The organism is Fibrobacter sp. UWOV1 (genome assembly GCF_900142495.1).
Classification (GTDB): Bacteria; Fibrobacterota; Fibrobacteria; order Fibrobacterales; family Fibrobacteraceae; genus Fibrobacter.
The window spans coordinates 35,117-53,870 of sequence record NZ_FRBA01000012.1 but is presented as its reverse complement, the minus strand read 5'-3'; the positions used below and the strand labels follow the sequence as shown (position 1 = coordinate 53,870).

The following is an 18,754-nucleotide window of genomic DNA, read 5'->3' as shown; positions in this document are numbered from 1 at the left end:
CCTCTATACTATACACGCTTTTTTAGAGGCTCTGAATACCAAAAGCGCGAATAATTTACATTCGCGCCTAATTTTTTACAAAACTAGTCGAGATTCATTTTAAGGAAGCATTCCGAGAAACTGTCGTTGCCCGTATCCCTATAAAGAGTTGCAGATTCGATTTCATTTCCTTCAGAATCCCGCATCGTCTCGCCTCTCTTGTTCTTCAAGACATTTGTCACAAGGAATTCGGATTTTTCGCCATGGCATAAATCCTTGTCGACGAGTTTTTCTGAATAGTTCAGTTTGCAGGTCGTGGAGCCGTCCGAAAGTTCTATTTGGATTTCGCTGACTGTTTTGAAAAAGAATCCGTCGTAAATGGGCGTTTCGGTTGCGTTTTTGATGTCAATTGAGAACGTCTTGCCTTTCATTTCGAAGACTTGGCTGGTCTTTTCATTTTTTTTGATATTGACCTTGTTTTCTTCAATGGCACGTTGTACGCTAGAAGAATCTTTTTCGAATATGGTTTTTGCAGTAGTTAAGAGGTTTCCTTCGTTGATTGCGTCATAAAGTTTTGCCATAAAAAAGGAGTTCATGAAATCGGGATTTTCATCATTTTCTTGACTTAGGTCGAGAATGGTCGTTTGAGATAACTTTCCGTCAGAGAATGTGAGTGAGAATGAGGGCTGTGACCAGGTTCCTTCGAATTTTCCTGATTTCCCGCCTATGAAAACTTCTTCAATTGGCAATTTTTTGCCGTTTCGGAAGGCGGATAGCGCTAGGGAATCTCCTCGGAATTCATACTTGAGCGTATCGGGACCGTTTAGGGGTAGGCGCTCCCATACGAAATCTTCTCCAACGGCTACGCATTCGGATCTGTACGTGCTGTCGGGAATCATGATCAAGAGATTCTCTGATTCGTCGACTTGATATCGCCCTGTTTTTGTGTCGGTTTCTGTTGGCTGTGTCCGGCTATCGTTCGATGCGTTTGATGAGGAATCGTCACCGCAGGCAACAATAAAGAATACCGATGCCGCGGCGGCAATCAGCGTTTTTTTCATGATATGTTCTCCTTTAAGAGCTGCTTAGTTTGTCTGTGCCGCTAAATTACTAAATCACTTTTGACGAAAAAGTAAAAGGTTTGTCCAAATTTCGCCTGGTTTCGTGACATTTTTTTGACAAACCTTGCCGTGTCTTGTCGTTTTTTCTATTATTGCCCCCGCAACGGTAAAACACCGTCGCAGACATAGACACAAAGGCGACCGCAAGGGCGCCGTAAACCAAAAGTGGCTGGCCAGATGGGTAGGCTTGGGCACGACGGTCGCGAGGAAAGTGACTGCGCTCGAAGCCGAGAGGTTTGGTGGCCCGAAAGGAAAAAATGAGTCAAAGAATCGTATGTAAGTTCGGCGGCAGCTCTGTCGCCGATGCAGGCCAGTTCAAGAAGATCAAGGCCATCGTTGAATCCGACAAGAACCGCAAGGTCATCGTCGTTTCCGCACCCGGCAAGCGCAATCCTAAGGAAACCAAGCTTACCGACCTCCTCTACAGCACCTACGACCTCGCCTCCAAGGGTCTCGACTTCTCGACCCCGTGGAACCTGATCCGTCAGCGCTATGACGAAATCTGCAGGGACCTCGGTCTCGAAGACAAGCTGACCGAAGACCTCGACAGCCTCGAAGACAAGCTCAAGAACCACCCCGAATCCGTCAGCACCGACTTCTTGGTAAGCCGTGGCGAATTCCTGTGCGCACGCCTCATGGCCAAGTACCTGGGCGCAAACTTCGTGGATACCTTCCCGCTGATTACCTTCGACGACAAGTATCGCATTACGCCGAAGACCTACGAAGATATCGCGAAGACCTTGTCTGACGAAAACCAGCTTTACGTGCTGCCGGGCTTCTATGGCAGCAACCTCCGTGGCGAAGTCAAGACCTTCAGCCGTGGCGGCTCCGACATCACGGGCGCAATCCTTGCCAACGGCATCGATGCCGCCAAGTACGAAAACTGGACCGACGTCTCGGGCATGCTCATGGCTGACCCGCGCATCGTCGAAAATCCGCTGCCGATCGAATACGTGAGCTACCGCGAAATCCGCGAACTCGCCTACTCCGGCGCCAGCGTGCTTCACGACGAATCTATCGCCCCGTGCCGCGCGAAGAAGATTCCTATCAACATCCGCAACACGAACCGCCCCGAAGATGCGGGTACCATCATCGGCCCCACTCCGGAAGAAGCGAAGCTCCCGATTACGGGTGTCGCCGGCCGTAAGGGCTTCTCGATGATCTACATCGAAAAGTCCATGATGAACAAGGAAGTCGGTTTTGGCCGCCGCGTGCTCGCCGTGCTCGAAAGCGAAGGCCTCTCCTACGAACTGTGCCCGAGCGCCATCGACTCCATGAGCATCGTGGTGGATAGCAAGGCTCTCGACGCCGTGCAGGACGTGGTCCTCGAAGACATCACGCAGCAGATGCGCCCCGACCGTATCAAGGTGTTCCCGGGCATCTCGCTTATCGCGACTGTCGGTCACGGCATGACGAACAAGATCGGTGTGGCTGCAAAGCTCTTCACCGCTCTCGCCGACAACAAGGTAAACGTCCGCATCATCGACCAGGGTTCTTCGCAGATCAACATCATCACCGGTGTTGACGAAGCCGATACCGAGAAGGCCATCAAGGCCATCTACGGCGCATTCGTGAAATAACCTGCACTGTCATCCTGGAGGCCCAACGGGCCGATAGGATCCAAGAACATTACCGCCCCCGACTTAACGGCCGGGGGTATTTTTTATCTGTTTTCCAACTTTGTAGGCGAAAAATCTATATATAGAGTGTTTTTAGGAGTTTTATGCGTTTTATTATTTTGTTGTCTTTGTTTTCCCTGGTGGCCTTGATGGTTGCCTGTTCGGAATCATTCACCGACCCGCGTGACGGACAAAGTTACGACATCGTACAAATCGGTTCGCAGACCTGGATGGCCGAAAACCTGAATTACGAAATCGAAGGGAGCGCGTGCCCCGAAGGAGACAATCGCAACTGCTCCAAGTACGGGCGGCTCTACAATTGGGACATGGCCCGCACCGTGTGCCCAGAAGGCTGGCGACTCCCTGATAGCGCAGACTTTGAACAACTTATCGCAAGCGCTGGCGGCATGGATTTTGCAGGTGAAAAACTTAAGTCCACCAGCGGCTGGTTCAAGAAAGGGAACGGCACAGACGATTACGGCTTTAACGCTCTCCCTGCAGGGTACCGCCTAGGCGGCAGCGAATCTGCTCCCGGCAAGTTCGACGGTATCGGCGGCTATGCCCACCTCTGGAGCGCTGTCGAAACGCCCGATGGCCTCGCTTACTACATGCTATTGGATTTTAGCATCAAGGCCGCTAAGCTCAGCGCCTTCGGCAAAGACGAAGCAAGATCCGTTAGGTGTGTGAAGTAATTTACCGCTTCTTCACGGTCCTGACGGCAGGGCTGATTTTTTGTTCGCCGGTGCCGAGGTAGCGGCCTTGCGTATCGAACATGCGGACGTTGGATGCACGGCGATTTTCGTGGTTTTCGTGCGGTGTCGCGATGGCGGCTGTGGAATCGGGTGACGTAGGTATCACGCTGGGTTCCAGTTTCCATTTCTCTAGCGAGTCAAGGCCTGCATTCCCGAGCACGGCCAAGTCATAGCCGATGACCATCAAAGCCCCCGCGGCGTATGCGGTATCGAGCTGCGCCGAGATTCTTGCGCTGTCGGCAAGCGCGTGTGAATCGTCGGTGCGGAACAGTTCCATGTCCACCCAGAATTCAATCCCGTATTGATTGCAGGCCTGTGCCACCGCGCGTTCGTAGTTGCCCACATTCGTAGTTTCGGCGTGGTGCTTGCCCGCGTCGCTCGCGCCTACGCCATCCTGCACGGCGATTACGTCGGGCTTGAATCCTGCGGCAAAAAGTTTCTCGAAAAACGTTTGCAGTTTCTCGGGAGTTTCCAGGTTCTGGTTGTAGAATGGGGCCGCCATCACCTTCCAGCCCTTAGCCTGTGCGGCTTCGGTGACCGGTTTCAAGAAGTGTTTCGTAAGCATTTCCGGAGTCGCGTCAGTGCGCAGGCCATCCCAGTAGTAGCGCGCAATTTCTTGCGGAATGTACACGCCCTCGACAACAGTTTCATTGCCGTACAGCGAATAGATTTCTTCGAGTACCTTCAGGTTGCGTGCAGACAAAGTATCGAGCTGCTCGGCGGTCGGTGGCGTGTACCAGTTGTCGCCATTGTAGTAAAGCCCGAGCCAGACCCTGGTCCCGGTGGCCTTCGCCGCCTCGATGCTTTTGGGGAAAAGTTCGTTGTTCTTGTACTGCGTGTTCTGCAAAAAGTCCAGTTGCGAGGGGTAGTACAAGTGCGTCACCTCGACCGCGGCGTACTGCAACACAACCTCGTCCATCCCGAGCGCGTGCAGGCGCTGGTGCATGTGCGTGATGGAATCTTGCGGGTAGTAGGCTGTGGACCAGCCCGCGTCGAAAACACCCGCGAACCCCGCCGCATGAACTGCGCCGGCAAGCGGCCCCGCCACAAGCGAAAACGCTCCGCACAGGAGCGATGTAATTACTACCCTTCGCACATTGCTGTTTTAATCTTCTTGCGTATCGTCTTTGCTGTCCATTGCGCCCGTCATGAAGTCGTAGCACATTTCGTCGGCCATGTTTCCAACGTCGTCGAGCGTCATGCCGCCTGCCGGAGTAGTTTCGCTCTCGCCGTCCTTGGTCATCACGAGGTTGTCGCCATCAAGGGCGTACACGATTTCTTCCGTCTGGCCGTCCTTGGTCATGGTTATGGTCACCTGGCTGCCCTTGTTAATGGTGCAGGTCGGGGAACTGGATGCCGAAGAGGAATCGTCGCCACATGCGGTGAAGAGAGCGCTTGCGCCGATAACGGCCGCGAGGAACATTTTTTTCATCGTAATACTCCTTGGAATTTTAGACACAAGTAATATATACCATGAAACCCGCGCGGGAGCAATTTTTTTAGTTGCCCCGAGCGGGAGTGATGTATTTCACGGGATTTTATACATTTTTTGATAAAACGATGCGAAAAGTGGCTATTTTCTTTCCGTGTCCATAGTGGGGGGGGTATATGAAAAAATGAAGTGGGGAGAAGAAGTTTTTTTGATATTGGTTGAAAAATAAGGTATTTTGAAGAAGAGGTATAATTGTGTTTGAAAAATATAAAACAGAAAAATGTAAACGGTTTTATTATGAATATGACAGGATTATAAAAGTCTATCCTGTTCATAAACATTTTTTTGATTATTTGAGAAAAGAATTTGTTAATTTATCTGATGTATCCAAAGCACACAAAGGTGTTGTTAGGATATTTATAAAATATTTCAAATCAAGAATAATTGAAGGCGATTCTGTAGCCACTATTTATATAAAGCAAAAGGGACCTTCTTATAAAAAAATATTTGAAGACTGTTATAAGTTTTTTTTTAATGTTGCATTTGTTCCAGAGAATCCAAGCGAAGTAGAAGACGTTTTGTTCAGAAATGAGAAAGACTGTTTTAAGTTTTTTGAATGTGTCGAAGATCTTGAGAAAAAAGGTGTATCAAGCGAGAATGTTGATGATGATGTTTTAGACGAATTTAGATTTGTGGGTGAATTTTCTAGGTTTGTGTATTCAAATAGGAATATTGAGCCCTTGTCATTCTTTGGACGGTTCTTATTTGTTTATCCCTTTGATAAAAAAATTTCTGATTCAGAGGATAATAGGGAATGGCGTGAAAAACATAATGAATATTTTGAGAAGATAAAGCAAGATAAAAATTCGGAAACTGAACTTGAAAATGCACGGCAATGGTATGCTGAACAATTAAAAAAATTAGATTTTGGATCCTTAATTGAGAATGAAAAATCTTTGTTCCTTACAGAAGCTTTCGTTGCTTTCGCTAATATATCGTCGGCAAAATCTGGAGGGATAGAGGGGTTTGTTCCCGAATTAAGGAACCTGCTTTATATCGGACGATACTATAATATTCATCTTTTGCCTTTAAAACTTATTGAATGGGAAAAAGGCTCTGAAGAAGAAAAAATGGCTGCCAATATTGCACATGAAACTTGGCGAAGATGTTGCGGTTATGAAATAATATATGATGAAAATGACATAAACGAAGCGATAAAAGACAAAAAGAGTAAAATGGTTATAGATCCTCAATTTGGGAAAAAAGCCCGCAGATGTGATGTGGCGCGCCTATTGACTCAACAGTCTTCAGGAGAACAGATTAGCAAGAATGATAATGCTTCATCAGTGATAAAAAAGTATGTGACAAATGTACCTTTGGCGTCTATAGTTCAGAACAAATCAGAGTCGGAGGCATTTGATATCTTACGTGAGCAATGTATAGAAAAGTCTAATTTTAGAGTTGCACTAGAAGAAAAAATGGCGACCCTTTCAATCAATGAGCGTGCCGAAGCAGAAAGATATGTGAAAGAATATTTCAGCAGTAATGCAGTATCTGATTGGAAACAACAATTTTCAATATCGCCGAACCTTTCTATCTATAAGTCCGGTTATGGATTATTAACGCATTATGATTGCTATAATACAAAACCAATAAGCTTAGAAAAAATGTATGAAAAATTTGTAGAATCTTTGTTTAAAGGGTAAGTGCGTTTCTTACCCTCTTTTTTTTCTCTTACCCCCTTTTTTTCTAAAAAAACAGAAGTTTTTGAGTCTCCAAATAGCAGGGACAAGAAGGTAAATTCTGATAGCAGTCGATTTGAAGTGTTGACTGCTTGAAAGCGCTGTTGCTTTCAAAAAAGACTAGAACGACAAAAGATGCGATTCTGGTCAAAGGATTTCTTATGAAATCGAATCAGTCCCAGGCCGATCTGAACCACCATGCGGACCAGATGAACCCGAATAATTACCAGTATCAAGCCCGTATGGATAATCATGCTGATCAGCTGAATTCTAACAACAAGCTTTACCAGGGGAGGAAGAAGTAATTAGCCGAAATCGAAGTGCATAAGCCCGTTTCAAAATAGTATTTCTAGTTGCATTAATTTGTAACAAGGAGCCCATTGGTTAAATGGGCTATGTACTTCTATTTCTTTTTTTGTCTTTTATCGAATTCTTTTGAGCATTTTCTCATGAAACGAACAACCGTAGGCGATAAAATCGGATTGGAGTTTTCGGGCCACATAAATTGGGAAGAAAGCGTATTTCCTTTTCGGTTACATAGGAAATCTAGAAATAATTTCAGCTTAATGATGGATGTTCGTGTTGCTCTGTATCGATAGTGTTTTGTGTAGTTGTCTATTAATTTCTTTTTGAATTCTTCTGGATCAAGAAACCCCTTGTTTTCTTTTTTTGCACGATTGTATTCAACGGTTGCAAATTTATCTAGTTCATCATGAAAAGTTTTTCCGTTAAAAAAGCCTTCGCTCGTTTTTCCTACGCCGATTTCCGTGTATTGTGGGGTCAATTGCGAAAGAAGAGAATCAATGCTTTCGTTGACTCTCTTCCATTCCGTTTCTATGGAGCTCTTTCTATTTTGACTTGTCATAGCACTTTTTTGCTAGGTTGGTCGCCTTTTCCAGTTTCTTTTGGTCGGCTTCATTCAATTTTTCAATTGAACCAAAATAGCAATGCAGCGCTCCGATTAAGCATGAGCAGTATTCCAATTTTTCGTTATAACCGGAAACTCCTTGTGTTCCGAAACTTCCGTTCATGCATTCTTTCATGAGTTCATATTCGACGGTTTTTTCAAAGCGTTCTTTTTTGGCGTCGCCAACCTCGCACACACCGGGTAGAAAAGCGAAGGAAAGTCCGCATGCGATAAGGCAAGTTAGGATAATTTGTTTCATTTGGAGACTCCTTGGGTAAGAATGTTGTATTTCTTAAAATAATAAAAAAATTTACAAAGTGCTTAAAATTGTGAAAAAAACACCTTTTCCCCTAGGGGAAAGTAAAAACTGGTGAAAACTGGTAATGGATTCAAAGAGAAATTGGGAGTAAAGGGCAATGCCGCCCTTGAAAAAACAAGAAGCCATAATGGCGAAGGATAAAATATGAAAAATCAATCTGTTTTGCCTTTAAATCGCGCTTTTTCACAAAAATATGGCGCTCCCGGTCAAATTTTTTGCGAAAATGATGCTAAAAGTGAACTGGGTCGAATAAATGCGTTTCTTAAGGACTACAATCACGGGGTTACAGCGATAGCAGAATTTATAGCTTGTCGTTGTCGTTTTATTGCTGAAAAATACCCAAGCTTGAGATTGTCGGTAGTTGATATACTCCAATTTCTTGTTGAAAGGCGTCCTCGGGGAATTTACCTCCGGAATACAAATACGCGATATAGATCAGAATTCTCTGCTGAAGATTGGGAACGAGAGTCACTAAACAGGTATGAATCCTTGAAGCCGAGTGCATTCAAACTTTTGAATCGTCCTTTTAAGAAGGGTAAAGCTCATTCTAGGAATAAGTTAGGCGTAAATGCAAGTGAGGCGTCTACTGCGAATTTAAAGAACGAATTCGATATTATCCTAGTTGGCGGAAACGCATCAAAAAAAGAAGCCTTGGAAAAAGAATTAGGTCTTTTTGTACGACAAATCCTCGTTGAACGCAATGCTAAATCGTGTTCAAAGTTACGTGCGTTATGGAATGGTACGCATATGAGGGATTTCGGTGTTATTGTGTGTCTTTGCAAACATTTAGCGCATCGAGCAACTGAAATTGTTGATACCTGTTTTAAGGGACCCACAGACTGGATTGTTTATAAGGCGCATAATGATAATTGTAAGATAATTGCGGATGCGATAAAAGCGGCAATTAAAAAAAGTGGGAGGTGCGTATGATGAAAAACTCCTTCATCCACACACCGCTTCACGTACTGCTTGTGAGCAGTAATTTCTGCCGCAAGAATGAGCCTCGTGAGGCTTATGGAACCAGCTGTCTTGCCGGCGCATTCTGGAACAGTCCTGCCAATGCAGGCGATACGCTTGACGTATTCACCTGTGACTTGAATCGCTTTCAAAAGATGAACGGCGATTTCAATATTGAATGGAATCTCGTGGCAAGCGAGGTTGTCACCAGGGTGCTTATCGGTGGGTATAATGTAGTCGCGTTCAGTGTTTTCGGTTGGTGCGAAAAGATGGTTGCGCTCGCCGGCGCAGAACTTCGTCGGCGTGTTCCGGAAATCTTCATCATGCTAGGGGGAGCCTCCATTTTCGGGAGTGAAGATGTACTCCGCAGACGTTTTCCGTTCGCGGATATGTTTACGCTCAGCTACGGCGAAAAGATATTCGCGAATTTACGCCACTATATCAATCAAGGAGTTTCGCGTATGATGGATTTGCCCAAGTTTGGAGAACTTGAATCTCCGTATCTTTCGGGCGTCATCTCCCTTGGCGGTGGTGTTGATACCGTGCGGGCTGAAACTCGCCGCGGTTGCTCTTTCCGCTGTTCGTTCTGCAAGCATCGCGATACGCTTTCGGGCAAGGTGTACCGCATAGACAATTACGAACGTCATCTCGACGAACTCAAGTTGTTCAAGGAACACGGAGTGAAAAAACTGAACGTTCTGGACCCGCTCTTCAATGATTACGAGGGGCACGGGGAACAGTATCTGAAGCTTATTCGCAAGGTCGGTTTCAGCGGAAAGGTCACGCTGCAGATTCGTCCGGAATTATTGACAGAGCGCTTTATGGAAGAGGCTTCGTTGAATCCGAACGTGAGTTTTGAGATTGGCGTGCAGAGCCTTGATCCGACGGTGCTGAAGACTATTCAGCGTGGCAGCTACAAAACCGAAGCGCAGCTCCGCGAAAAGCTGGACCGTTGTAGGGAACTTGGCGTCGCGACGATGGTCACCCTGATTTACGGGCTTCCGTTGCAAACTTACGATTCCTTCGCCCGCGATATCGGTATAGTCAAGAGTTACGGTGTCGGGAAAATCGGAGCGTTCCCCTTACAGGTCTACTCCGGCACAAAACTTGCCGATGATATCGGGCTGTACGGCCTCACCCTGAAAGAGGATGCTTTCGGCATCCCCGAAGTGGTCGACAATCCTACCCACGATTTCGAGAAGATGCAAAAGCTCGCGGAAACCATCTAGAATGATATTTTCCAAACGACCAAGTAAACCCCTCCCCGGCCTTAGCGCTCGGGGAGTCTTACAATCCAATTAGTCCGCGCTATTTCAACGCGGCTAGTGCGTCTTCCACAATCTGCTTGGGCGTGAGGCGATTACGTTCCATGAGCTCGCCGTAGGGCACCTTGTCGTAGAATTCCTTCTTGAGGCCTTTCACGAGCACGCGCATGTCGCTGTTGCCGTAGAAGCGGGCGATCTTTTCGCCGAAGCCGCCATCGACCACGCCGTTTTCGAGGGTTACGACAACCTGGTGGTCGGCGCGCAGCCCGTCCAACACTTCGCAGTCGATGCCTGTTGCAAATCGCGGGTTGATGATGGTGGCGTCGATTCCCTTCTTTGCAAGTTCCGCTGCGGCTTCTTCGGCGAGGGCGTAGTAGCTGCCGAGACCGATGAGGGCGACCTTGCTTCCGCGCTTGTCTACTTTGTACGTATTCAGTTTGGAGTAGTCGGTATCGAATTTCACGCTGCGGTGTGCGACTTCGTTCGGGATGCGGATGGCCATCGGGTGTTCTGTCTGGTCAATGGCGTAATCCATCATGGCGATGGCCTCTTCTACGCAGGTGGGGCAGAGGTACACCAGGTTCGGGATGTTGCTCATCATCGCGATGTCAAAAATGCAGAGGTGCGTGGTGTCGTTCATGCCGTCGGCGCCCGACATGGTAATGAGCAATGTGGCCGGGTTGTTGTTTGCGCACAAGTCCTGCGAAAGCTGGTCGTAGGTGCGCTGGATAAACGTGCTATGCGTGCTGTACACGGGCTTTGCACCACCCTTCGCGAGTCCGGAGGCGAGTGCGACGGCGTGCTCTTCGGCGATGCCCACGTCAATGAACTGCTTGCCTGCCGCCTTGCGCTGCTCGGCAAAGAACCCGATGCCTGCAGGTACTGCGGAATGAATCACGACAACCTTCGGATCCGCCTTGATTTTTTTCATCAGGTAGTCGCCGAGTATGCTGCCGTACGATTCGCCGCTGCCCCAGTTCACCACGCCAGTCGGGATGTCGAACGGTGCGGCCCAGTGGAATCCTTCCTTCGCGTTTTCGGCGAAGCTGTAGCCCTTGCCCTTAAGCGTGTGGATGTGCACGACTACAGGTTTTGTTGAATCCTTCACTTGCTTGAATGCCGCGATAAGCGATTCGATGTCGTTACCTTGTTCTACATACAGGTAGTCAAAGCCGAGGCTCTTGAAGTAATTGTTTTCGCTCTTGCCTTGCGTGGCTCGAAGTTCCGCGAGGCTCCCGTAAAGCCCGCCGTGGTTTTCGGCGATGGACATTTCGTTGTCGTTTACCACCACGATAAAGTTCGTCGCGTATTCGCCGGCGTTGTCGAGGCCTTCGAATGCTTCGCCCCCGCTCAGGGAACCGTCACCGATTACTGCAATCACGTTGCCCTTTTCGCCCTTGATATCGCGGGCGGTTGCAAGCCCGAGAGCCAAACTCACCGAAGTTGAAGTGTGGCCAATCATGAACTGGTCGTGTTCACTTTCGCAGGGTTCGGTGTAGCCGGTGACGCTCCAGTACTTGTCTGGATTCAGGAACGCTTCGGCGCGGCCTGTCAAAATCTTGTGCGTGTAGCTCTGGTGGCTAACGTCGTAGACAATCTTGTCTTTGGGCGATTCAAAAACGTAATGCAAGGCGATGGTTGCTTCTACAATGCCGAGGTTCGGGCCCAGGTGCCCGCCGCATTTTGAAATTTTGTTCAAAAGCGCCGTGCGGATTTCGGCCGCGAGCGCCTTCAGGCTTTCCGTGTCCATCTTCTTCACATCTGCAGGGAATGCAATCTTTTCCATCAGCATAAGTACCGCCTTTTTTTACCAAATATACAACAAAAGGACGATTGCTCGTCCTTTAAAAAGAAATTTTCTGGTTCTCGCAGGAAACAGGATGCCTTCGTGCTCATCCGCTGTTTACAGGTAAATGCTTACGCCGCCGGTAACGCCCGGATAGCTATTCCCCTCGGAAGTGTCTATGAAGGTCGCAATGCCGCCGACGCTGAATTCAAGCCAGCGGTTAAGCCTGTAGCCTGTGGTGAGGTAGGCTGTCGTGATGCGCGGAACATCTAGGTCGATTCCTTCTATTTGGGGGCTTGGGCTGTAAGAACTTACGCTGAGGTTGGCAAAGAACTTTTCAAGGTAAAAGCCTGCATAGAGACCGGCAAAAAGGCTTGTACTGACATCGTGACCGTGGCTGTCGAAGCTATCGCCGTCCTTTTCTCCCGAGTATTCTATGTCGATGTACTGGTTGTATCCTCCGAGAAATACGCCGAACTCGAAATGCGAGTAGTTTGCACCCATTGTAAGGTGCGAATAGATTCCGTCTTTATAGCCTAAGCCGCCGCCAATTACAAAATTGCTTGCTTTATAGAGAAAGTCCCCCTTACCACTGAAATCGAGGCCGCCCATTTTGTATGAGGCATCCTTGAACTTTATCGGTACATCGAAAAGCCTGTCGAGATCCGGTGCTTCAGATACGTCTTTGGTGATGTCTATGTTCGTTTCGGCGTTGTAGTTGATTTTTCCGGTAAATCGCCATAATGAAGAGTGAGAGGCCTGCTGTGTGTTTGCCCCGTGTACTTCGGGGGCTTCGGACGCAGTCATGCGGAACTTGTGCACGTTCGTCGTGACGCACCCAGTGGAAAGCAGTACGAATATAAAGCAGAGTATGAATGATGCCGCGTGTTTAAACTTCATACTAAAAAAAATAAGTTTTTAGTCTAACAATTCCATGCATAGCGAACGTTTTTACGACGAACGGCAAAATGTACGGATAAAGCTTACTTTATCCGTCATTTGTTGCAAATGGCTGATTTTCTAGTAGAAAATTTTCACCAAGATGGTGCCCACGATGGTCGAGACGATGACGCTCACCATGCCTGGGCGCATGAAACTGTGGTTCAATAGATACTTGCCGATAACGGTGGTGCCCGAACGGTCGAAGTTCACGGTCGCAATGTCCGAGGGATAATTCGGAATAAAGAAGTAGCCGTATACGCTCGGGAGTACGCCCAGGAGCACAGGTCCTTCGATGCCGAGGCTATAGGCGAGCGGGAGCATGGCGACCACCACCGCGCCCTGCGAGTTGATGAGCACACTCACCGCGAAGAACGCAAACGCGATTGCCCATGGGTAATGTTGCACGATGTCTTTGAGGCCGCTCTGCATCACGTCCATGTAGTTCGCGAAGTAGGTGTCGGCGAGCCAGGCGATTCCGTAAATGGCGACGACGGCGACCATGCCGCTCTGCCACACGGCGCCTGCCACGGCCTTCTTGGGGGCTGCCTTGCAGAAAATAACCATGAACGCGGCCGCGGCAATCATCACAATTTGGATGATGATGTTCATGGCGAGTGGCTTCATTTGCGCCACGCCGTCAATTACTTTACCTGTAGGGAACTTGGGGCGAATGTCGTGGCCCGCAATCTGCATAATGGAGAAGAATACGATGACGGCGAGAGCACCGAGGAAAATGAACACGGCGCGCTTCGCTTCTTTGGAGACTTCCTTGTCGAGCACGGAAGCGGTATTCCCGTACATGTATTCCTTCATCTGCGGGTCCTTGAGGCGGGCCTGGAATGCCGGGTCCTTGTCGAGGTCGAGCCCGCGCTTGTACGAGACGGCTGCCGCGGCCATGATCCCGCAAAGGCACGCGGGAATCGTAATCGCGATGACCTGCAGGTTATTGATGTTGAATCCGTTTGCGTTCGAGATGATGACGAACGAGGCGACGGCTGCTGCAATGGGCGAGCAGGTGATACCGACCTGCGATGCGACGGAGGCCACGCCGCAGGGGCGTTCCGGGCGGATTCCCTTCTTGAGCGAGATATCGCAGATAATCGGCATGAGGGTGTAAACCACGTGGCCGGTGCCTACGAGAACCGTGAGGAAGAACGTGCAGAGCGGAGCCAAAATCGTGATGTGGTTTGGATGCTTGCGCAACAGGCGCTCCGCAATCTGGATCAGCCAATCCATGCCGCCCGATGCCTGCAAAATGCCTGCGCAGGTCACCGCCGCGATAATGATGTAAATGACATCGGTAGGCGGTTTGCCGGGCTGCAGGCCGAAACCGAGCACGAGAATCGCAAGACCGATTCCCGAAATCGCGCCGAGGGCGAGGCTCCCGTAACGGGAGCCCACGTAAAGTGCCAATAGTACAATCAAGAGCTGGATAATCATGAGGGTCATAAAAGGCCTCCTTTTTGTTTAGATATATATTATTTTGCAGAAAAAAGACTCCGAATGGACTTATTTTTGCCCGGGACGACCTAAAAAAGTGTATATTCTTTTCGAGACACTTCAACCAAGAGAGGAATTTATGGCAAACAAGTATGCCGGAACCCAGACCGAAAAGAACCTTCAGGCTGCCTTCGCAGGCGAATCCCAGGCTCGCAACAAGTACACCTACTTTGCAAGCTGCGCCAAGAAAGAAGGTTACGAACAGATTGCTGAACTGTTCCTGAAAACCGCAGACAACGAAAAGGAACACGCCAAGCTTTGGTTCAAGGAATTGGACGGTATCGGTGACACCGCTGCTAACCTGAAGGCTGCTGCCGACGGCGAAAACTACGAATGGACCGACATGTACGAAGACTTTGCAAAGACTGCCGAAGCCGAAGGCTTTGCCGCTCTCGCCAAGAAGTTCCGCATGGTCGCCGCTATCGAAAAGCGCCACGAAGAACGCTACCGCGCACTCCTCAAGAACGTGGAGACCGCGGCCGTGTTCGAAAAGAGCGAAGTCAAGGTGTGGGAATGCCGCAACTGCGGTCACATTGTCGTGGGCACCAAGGCTCCGGCCGCATGCCCCGTGTGCGCCCACCCGCAGTCCTTCTTCGAAGTGACTGCTGAAAATTACTAGGAGCCGAGTGTCGCGTCAGACTGCTTGCAGTCTGACATGACCGAGGCGACGAGTAATGCGCTTTAGCGCAATTACTAATTGAGTGTCATCCCCGCTATACGATACTTGGCAACTTGTTGCCATAGTAGAGTTATCCCCTTTGGGGAGAAGGCGGGGATCTCCTTTTAAAGCGAAAACCCCGCGATTTTATCGCGGGGCATTTTAAATTTTTCGAGTCTTATGTTTGCTTATTGCAATTAATGGTTTCTTTTTTTGGAATTTCAAATTTTGTTTACAAAATATAAAAAATGTAAACAAAGTATGCTTTTTGTTAAATAAAATTGTAGTGACATTTTACAAACAAATTTCTATTTTTACCAAAAATATACAAATTGCTTTTTTAAATGGGTTTTTCCTATGAAGGTAAAAAGATTTGGCAAAAATTTGATATTTGTGGCCCAAATAATGGTTGCTGTACTCATATGTGTTTACATGTGGGGGTGTTCGGATGATGTATCGATGCATTGGTCGGAGGAGCGTTCGCTAGGTAAAGTTGTTGGCTTTGTTGACGACTCTCTAGCCATTGTCAATACTTCTCGTTATTGGCATGAGGAAGTGGAGCCTACATTTGGTCTTTCGTATGATCGTTCTGGATATGCTCATCCTGGTTTGTCGCTTTATAACTATCGAGTCCAATTAGATGGACCTGTATGGTTTGATACGCTGGACAATTCAAGGGACGATGATTTTGAATATGTTAAGGGGCAATTGTTGGATTCAGTGATTTGGGGCGGGGACCCAAAATCGGAAGTGTCTTTCTGGAAAATAGGTGGTAAGCCACATAAGATGAAAATCAAGAAATTATTTGACGGATGCTCTGTAGAGGTTGGTTATACTACGAAATTGAGGCCGTGGTTTGACGGGAAAATTTTGGTGATGGGAGAAAGGAACGTTCCCCCTGATGTAAAAGGGTTTGATATGGATAGTCTTGGAAATGAATATTGTCAGTATGGCGTGTTGGATACGATACAAAAAACAGTTACATACAAGAGGTTGGATAGTGATTTAAAATGGATTAAGAAATGTGACGATGTGAGAGCATGGGATGGTGATATGTATTGCTTGAAATTTGATAAAGAAGAACGGACTTCTTCGTTGTTTGTAAATGATAGCTTGAGACACGTTTTGGAAAATGATTATTTCTGGACTGCGGGAGCTGTTTTGCAATTTCAGGGGAACATTCTCTTGCTGGAACGAGATGTTTGCCGGTTAGAGAATGGAAAAATTAAGTGCTTCGCGTCAGCTTCGTCTAGTGGAATTTCTTTTAAAAATAGAGAAGATGATGTATACATCGTATATTAGGGTTTGAAAAGGACGAAATAATGAAACGATTAATTGCGTGTATTCTTTTGGTAGCTTTTTCAGCTATGTCTTGGGCCGTTCCTAAGCCGATGGAAAGTATTACGAATTATAATGTGATGATGGTTCATGGTGCCTATGGTCCTAAAAACGATGATGGTGAGTTGCAAGGCTTTGATCCAGGTGATTATTCTCAAGCTATAGAAGCCACGGAACATCTGGGCGCGGCTTCTATGGGTAGCTACACTTCGAATAATCGTGTAACGAGATGGATTTCGCATAATATTTTGGAAGAACCTAAATGGGAAAAGGATTCCAGTTATGTTCGTAATTCTTATGTCTATAATTGGCGTGCTTTCTCTAACACAAGAAACAGCTCTAAGAACAATGCTGTGGAACTAGGTGATAGAACATGGAATAAGGATAAAACATTTGGTCAACGTCGAGCTCTCGTTGAAGAAGCCCAGGAAGTGAAGGCTTGGTTTGTGGTAGATTCAAATGATACATCGAAAAACTTACATGGTCAAGAAGCTCTTGATTCTATGCGCAATCATCCAGATTTATTCCGTCAACTTGCCTCCCGTTACATCCTTATCGGTCACTCAATGGGCGGTGTTGTTTCTCGTGAATGGGTTCAGAATAGTAATTATTATCATGGTGAAGTTGACAAGGTAATCACGCTTGACAGCCCGCACGAGGGAACCGATACTTTGAATATGCAGCTTAGTTTGCTATGATTTTGTAGTAAAATACGCAGAAAAAAGATTTAAGGAGAACAGAGTATGAAACATCTGTTGAACAAGTCTGAAATGGCGAGGCTGCTTGCGGTTGCTATAACCGCATTTGCGTGCGTAGGCATGTGGGGGTGTGGGGATACATATTATGATTGGGAGGATAGAAGAAGTTCAAGGCGTGTTGTTGGATTTGTGGATGATTCTTTGGTAATGATTGGTGATATACGCTGTTGGACAAAATATGAAGAAACTATTCTCGCAATGTCTGACGAAGACCTTGGTTCAGGATGTGGACATACTCGCCTTTGCGTTTACAATTATAGGGTTCAGGAGGATGGACCGAGATGGTGCGATTCTTTGGATAATACGAGAGACGAATCTACTCTTATTGGGCAAATGACCGATTCTATTGTATGGGGCGGGAATGTGCCTGAATCAATAAAAATGTGGAAATTAGGAGAAAAACCCTATGAAAGGAAACTTCGTAAAATTGTCGAAGGGTGTTCTGTTGCATTTAAGGCAAATTCCATAAAACAATGGCTTGGGGGAACTTTTATTGTCCGTGGAGATAACTCGTTGGATGCTGGTGGAGATAGCTGTCAGTATGCAGTTTTAGATACCAATGCAAAATTAATAACTTACAAAAGATTGGATGATGGTTTAAAATGGATTAAACAGTGTGATGATGTGCGGACATGGGGTGATGATGTGTATTGTGTAATCTTGGATGATGAAGGAGAAAATAGCCTTGTTTTAAAAAATGAAAGTGTTGTGATTCCGGCTCCTCGTGAATTTGCAATTGGTGGCTTTTGGGGTGATATGATTAAATTAAGCGGGAATATCTGTAGCATAAATAGTGATAAAATTACTTGTTCTGACGTAATATGGTATGGTAATGAACTAAAGTTCTATCGAAATGACGAAGTTGTTGTTGAATACTAATTTCAGTAGGAAAATGATGAGAAAGTTAATAATATTATTGATTGCTCTTGTAAGTGTGTGTTGGTCTATTCCTAAGCCGATGGAAAGCATAACGAATTACAATGTGATGATGATTCATGGTGCCTTGGGGTCGGACAAGGGAATTAAGGAGGATGGTTCTTTAGCTGAAGCGGCTCAAGATTCGAGTTTTCGTGGTGATGGCCACATTGGTAAATATGGTAGCGAAAATAGACTAACCTATTGGTTGAGTAAAAATGTTTTTGAAGAGCCAGACAGCATGCGGAATGTACATGATTCCTATCTTTATTCATGGCGTTCGTTTACAAACCCAGCCAATAGTTCCAAGAACAACGCTGTGGAACTTGGTGATAGAACATGGAATAAGGATAAAACATTTGGTCAACGTAGAGCTCTCGTTGAAGAAGCCCAAGAAGTGAAAGCTTCCCTTAATGTTTCAAAAAATGGAAAAGATTCTTTATATGTCGGTCAAGTAGCACTAGATTCGATTCGTAAAAATCCCGACCTCTATCGTCAACTAGCTTCTCGCTATATTCTCGTTGGTCACAGCATGGGCGGTGTTGTTTCTCGTGAATATGTTCAAAACAGTAACTATTATCATGGCGATGTGGATAAAATTATAACGCTTGATAGTCCACATGAAGGTTACTTCACATTTGATAATATGGAATTATTCGGACTGCGTGATGGAACGAATTCTGTTAGAATTACTCCGAGTGCGAAACCTAATGTTGTTTTAAATCCAGAATCATTTGTTCTGTATTCGAATCGATAGGATTAGG

At 46.8% G+C, this 18,754-nt stretch carries 19 protein-coding genes; 11 read left to right on the top strand and 8 right to left on the bottom strand.

Annotation, left to right across the window (positions count from 1 at the left end; translation table 11 throughout):
- Positions 1–83: 83 nt before the first annotated feature.
- Positions 84–1,040 (bottom strand): hypothetical protein, encoded by a 957-nt coding sequence (locus BUC02_RS15955; RefSeq protein WP_139261178.1) that lies wholly within the window; start codon positions 1,038–1,040, stop codon positions 84–86.
- Between the two features lie 317 nt (positions 1,041–1,357).
- On the opposite strand from BUC02_RS15955, the gene BUC02_RS13620 reads away from it, so the two are divergent.
- Positions 1,358–2,680 carry an aspartate kinase gene (locus tag BUC02_RS13620; protein WP_073323459.1) on the top strand — a complete coding sequence of 441 codons (1,323 nt, stop codon included), beginning with the start codon at positions 1,358–1,360 and terminating at the stop codon, positions 2,678–2,680.
- Positions 2,681–2,823: 143 nt separating this feature from the next.
- Positions 2,824–3,411 carry a fibrobacter succinogenes major paralogous domain-containing protein gene (locus BUC02_RS13615; protein ID WP_073323422.1) on the top strand — a complete coding sequence of 196 codons (588 nt, stop codon included), beginning with the start codon at positions 2,824–2,826 and terminating at the stop codon, positions 3,409–3,411.
- Position 3,412: 1 nt separating this feature from the next.
- On the opposite strand, the gene BUC02_RS13610 is transcribed toward BUC02_RS13615, so the two are convergent.
- Both BUC02_RS13610 and BUC02_RS13605 read right to left on the bottom strand, forming a co-directional pair.
- Positions 3,413–4,567, bottom strand: coding sequence for a DUF4434 domain-containing protein (locus BUC02_RS13610; protein WP_139261176.1), 1,155 nt, complete (start codon positions 4,565–4,567; stop codon positions 3,413–3,415).
- Positions 4,568–4,576: 9 nt separating this feature from the next.
- The gene (locus tag BUC02_RS13605) at positions 4,577–4,903 is read right to left on the bottom strand and encodes a hypothetical protein (protein WP_073323418.1); all 327 of its coding nucleotides are present in this window, start codon (positions 4,901–4,903) and stop codon (positions 4,577–4,579) included.
- Positions 4,904–5,157: 254 nt separating this feature from the next.
- On the opposite strand from BUC02_RS13605, the gene BUC02_RS13600 reads away from it, so the two are divergent.
- A complete protein-coding gene (locus BUC02_RS13600; protein WP_073323416.1) occupies positions 5,158–6,609 on the top strand; it encodes a hypothetical protein in 1,452 nt (483 codons plus the stop codon).
- 197 nt (positions 6,610–6,806) lie between these two features.
- The gene (locus BUC02_RS16320) at positions 6,807–6,950 is read left to right on the top strand and encodes a hypothetical protein (protein ID WP_175549878.1); all 144 of its coding nucleotides are present in this window, start codon (positions 6,807–6,809) and stop codon (positions 6,948–6,950) included.
- A 98-nt stretch (positions 6,951–7,048) separates the two neighbouring features.
- Here BUC02_RS16320 and BUC02_RS13590 read toward each other — a convergent pair whose 3' ends face one another.
- Both BUC02_RS13590 and BUC02_RS13585 read right to left on the bottom strand, forming a co-directional pair.
- On the bottom strand, positions 7,049–7,510 hold the full coding sequence (locus BUC02_RS13590) for a hypothetical protein (protein WP_073323412.1): 462 nt from the start codon (positions 7,508–7,510) through the stop codon (positions 7,049–7,051).
- Positions 7,494–7,811 (bottom strand): hypothetical protein, encoded by a 318-nt coding sequence (locus tag BUC02_RS13585; protein ID WP_073323410.1) that lies wholly within the window; start codon positions 7,809–7,811, stop codon positions 7,494–7,496. The genes BUC02_RS13590 and BUC02_RS13585 overlap by 17 nt, the downstream gene beginning before the upstream one ends.
- 204 nt (positions 7,812–8,015) lie before the next feature.
- On the opposite strand from BUC02_RS13585, the gene BUC02_RS13580 reads away from it, so the two are divergent.
- Positions 8,016–8,801, top strand: a complete 786-nt coding sequence (locus BUC02_RS13580) for a hypothetical protein (RefSeq protein WP_073323408.1) — start codon at positions 8,016–8,018, stop codon at positions 8,799–8,801.
- Complete coding sequence (locus tag BUC02_RS13575; RefSeq protein WP_073323406.1) at positions 8,798–10,057, top strand: B12-binding domain-containing radical SAM protein; 1,260 nt, start codon at positions 8,798–8,800, stop codon at positions 10,055–10,057. Before BUC02_RS13580 ends, BUC02_RS13575 begins: the two co-directional genes overlap by 4 nt.
- A gap of 79 nt (positions 10,058–10,136) precedes the next feature.
- Here the strand turns inward: BUC02_RS13575 and BUC02_RS13570 are convergent, their stop codons facing one another.
- From BUC02_RS13570 to BUC02_RS13560, 3 genes are all read right to left on the bottom strand, one after another.
- A complete protein-coding gene (locus BUC02_RS13570) occupies positions 10,137–11,885 on the bottom strand; it encodes a 1-deoxy-D-xylulose-5-phosphate synthase (RefSeq protein WP_073323404.1) in 1,749 nt (582 codons plus the stop codon).
- Between the two features lie 111 nt (positions 11,886–11,996).
- Positions 11,997–12,779: a hypothetical protein gene (locus tag BUC02_RS13565; RefSeq protein WP_073323402.1), complete on the bottom strand. Its 783-nt coding sequence runs from the start codon at positions 12,777–12,779 to the stop codon at positions 11,997–11,999.
- A gap of 120 nt (positions 12,780–12,899) precedes the next feature.
- Positions 12,900–14,270 (bottom strand): anaerobic C4-dicarboxylate transporter, encoded by a 1,371-nt coding sequence (locus BUC02_RS13560; RefSeq protein ID WP_073323401.1) that lies wholly within the window; start codon positions 14,268–14,270, stop codon positions 12,900–12,902.
- 130 nt (positions 14,271–14,400) lie between these two features.
- On the opposite strand from BUC02_RS13560, the gene rbr reads away from it, so the two are divergent.
- From rbr to BUC02_RS13535, 5 genes are all read left to right on the top strand, one after another.
- A complete protein-coding gene (gene rbr / locus BUC02_RS13555; RefSeq protein ID WP_073057415.1) occupies positions 14,401–14,940 on the top strand; it encodes a rubrerythrin in 540 nt (179 codons plus the stop codon).
- Positions 14,941–15,336: 396 nt separating this feature from the next.
- Positions 15,337–16,281, top strand: coding sequence for a hypothetical protein (locus BUC02_RS13550; RefSeq protein WP_073323399.1), 945 nt, complete (start codon positions 15,337–15,339; stop codon positions 16,279–16,281).
- Positions 16,282–16,301: 20 nt separating this feature from the next.
- The gene (locus BUC02_RS13545) at positions 16,302–17,015 is read left to right on the top strand and encodes a PGAP1-like alpha/beta domain-containing protein (protein ID WP_073323397.1); all 714 of its coding nucleotides are present in this window, start codon (positions 16,302–16,304) and stop codon (positions 17,013–17,015) included.
- Positions 17,016–17,060: 45 nt separating this feature from the next.
- The gene (locus tag BUC02_RS13540) at positions 17,061–17,954 is read left to right on the top strand and encodes a hypothetical protein (protein WP_073323395.1); all 894 of its coding nucleotides are present in this window, start codon (positions 17,061–17,063) and stop codon (positions 17,952–17,954) included.
- 13 nt (positions 17,955–17,967) lie between these two features.
- A complete protein-coding gene (locus tag BUC02_RS13535) occupies positions 17,968–18,747 on the top strand; it encodes a PGAP1-like alpha/beta domain-containing protein (RefSeq protein ID WP_175549877.1) in 780 nt (259 codons plus the stop codon).
- The last annotated feature ends 7 nt before the right edge of the window (positions 18,748–18,754 follow it).

Coding starts and splice junctions, on each gene's coding strand:
- BUC02_RS15955 (WP_139261178.1), bottom strand. CDS start 1,040: ATGAAAAAAACGCTGATTGCCGCCGCGGCATCGGTATTCTTTATTGTT.
- BUC02_RS13620 (WP_073323459.1), top strand. CDS start 1,358: ATGAGTCAAAGAATCGTATGTAAGTTCGGCGGCAGCTCTGTCGCCGAT.
- BUC02_RS13615 (WP_073323422.1), top strand. CDS start 2,824: ATGCGTTTTATTATTTTGTTGTCTTTGTTTTCCCTGGTGGCCTTGATG.
- BUC02_RS13605 (WP_073323418.1), bottom strand. CDS start 4,903: ATGAAAAAAATGTTCCTCGCGGCCGTTATCGGCGCAAGCGCTCTCTTC.
- BUC02_RS16320 (WP_175549878.1), top strand. CDS start 6,807: ATGAAATCGAATCAGTCCCAGGCCGATCTGAACCACCATGCGGACCAG.
- BUC02_RS13590 (WP_073323412.1), bottom strand. CDS start 7,510: ATGACAAGTCAAAATAGAAAGAGCTCCATAGAAACGGAATGGAAGAGA.
- BUC02_RS13585 (WP_073323410.1), bottom strand. CDS start 7,811: ATGAAACAAATTATCCTAACTTGCCTTATCGCATGCGGACTTTCCTTC.
- BUC02_RS13580 (WP_073323408.1), top strand. CDS start 8,016: ATGAAAAATCAATCTGTTTTGCCTTTAAATCGCGCTTTTTCACAAAAA.
- BUC02_RS13575 (WP_073323406.1), top strand. CDS start 8,798: ATGATGAAAAACTCCTTCATCCACACACCGCTTCACGTACTGCTTGTG.
- BUC02_RS13570 (WP_073323404.1), bottom strand. CDS start 11,885: ATGCTGATGGAAAAGATTGCATTCCCTGCAGATGTGAAGAAGATGGAC.
- BUC02_RS13565 (WP_073323402.1), bottom strand. CDS start 12,779: ATGAAGTTTAAACACGCGGCATCATTCATACTCTGCTTTATATTCGTA.
- BUC02_RS13560 (WP_073323401.1), bottom strand. CDS start 14,270: ATGACCCTCATGATTATCCAGCTCTTGATTGTACTATTGGCACTTTAC.
- rbr (WP_073057415.1), top strand. CDS start 14,401: ATGGCAAACAAGTATGCCGGAACCCAGACCGAAAAGAACCTTCAGGCT.
- BUC02_RS13550 (WP_073323399.1), top strand. CDS start 15,337: ATGAAGGTAAAAAGATTTGGCAAAAATTTGATATTTGTGGCCCAAATA.
- BUC02_RS13545 (WP_073323397.1), top strand. CDS start 16,302: ATGAAACGATTAATTGCGTGTATTCTTTTGGTAGCTTTTTCAGCTATG.
- BUC02_RS13540 (WP_073323395.1), top strand. CDS start 17,061: ATGAAACATCTGTTGAACAAGTCTGAAATGGCGAGGCTGCTTGCGGTT.
- BUC02_RS13535 (WP_175549877.1), top strand. CDS start 17,968: ATGATGAGAAAGTTAATAATATTATTGATTGCTCTTGTAAGTGTGTGT.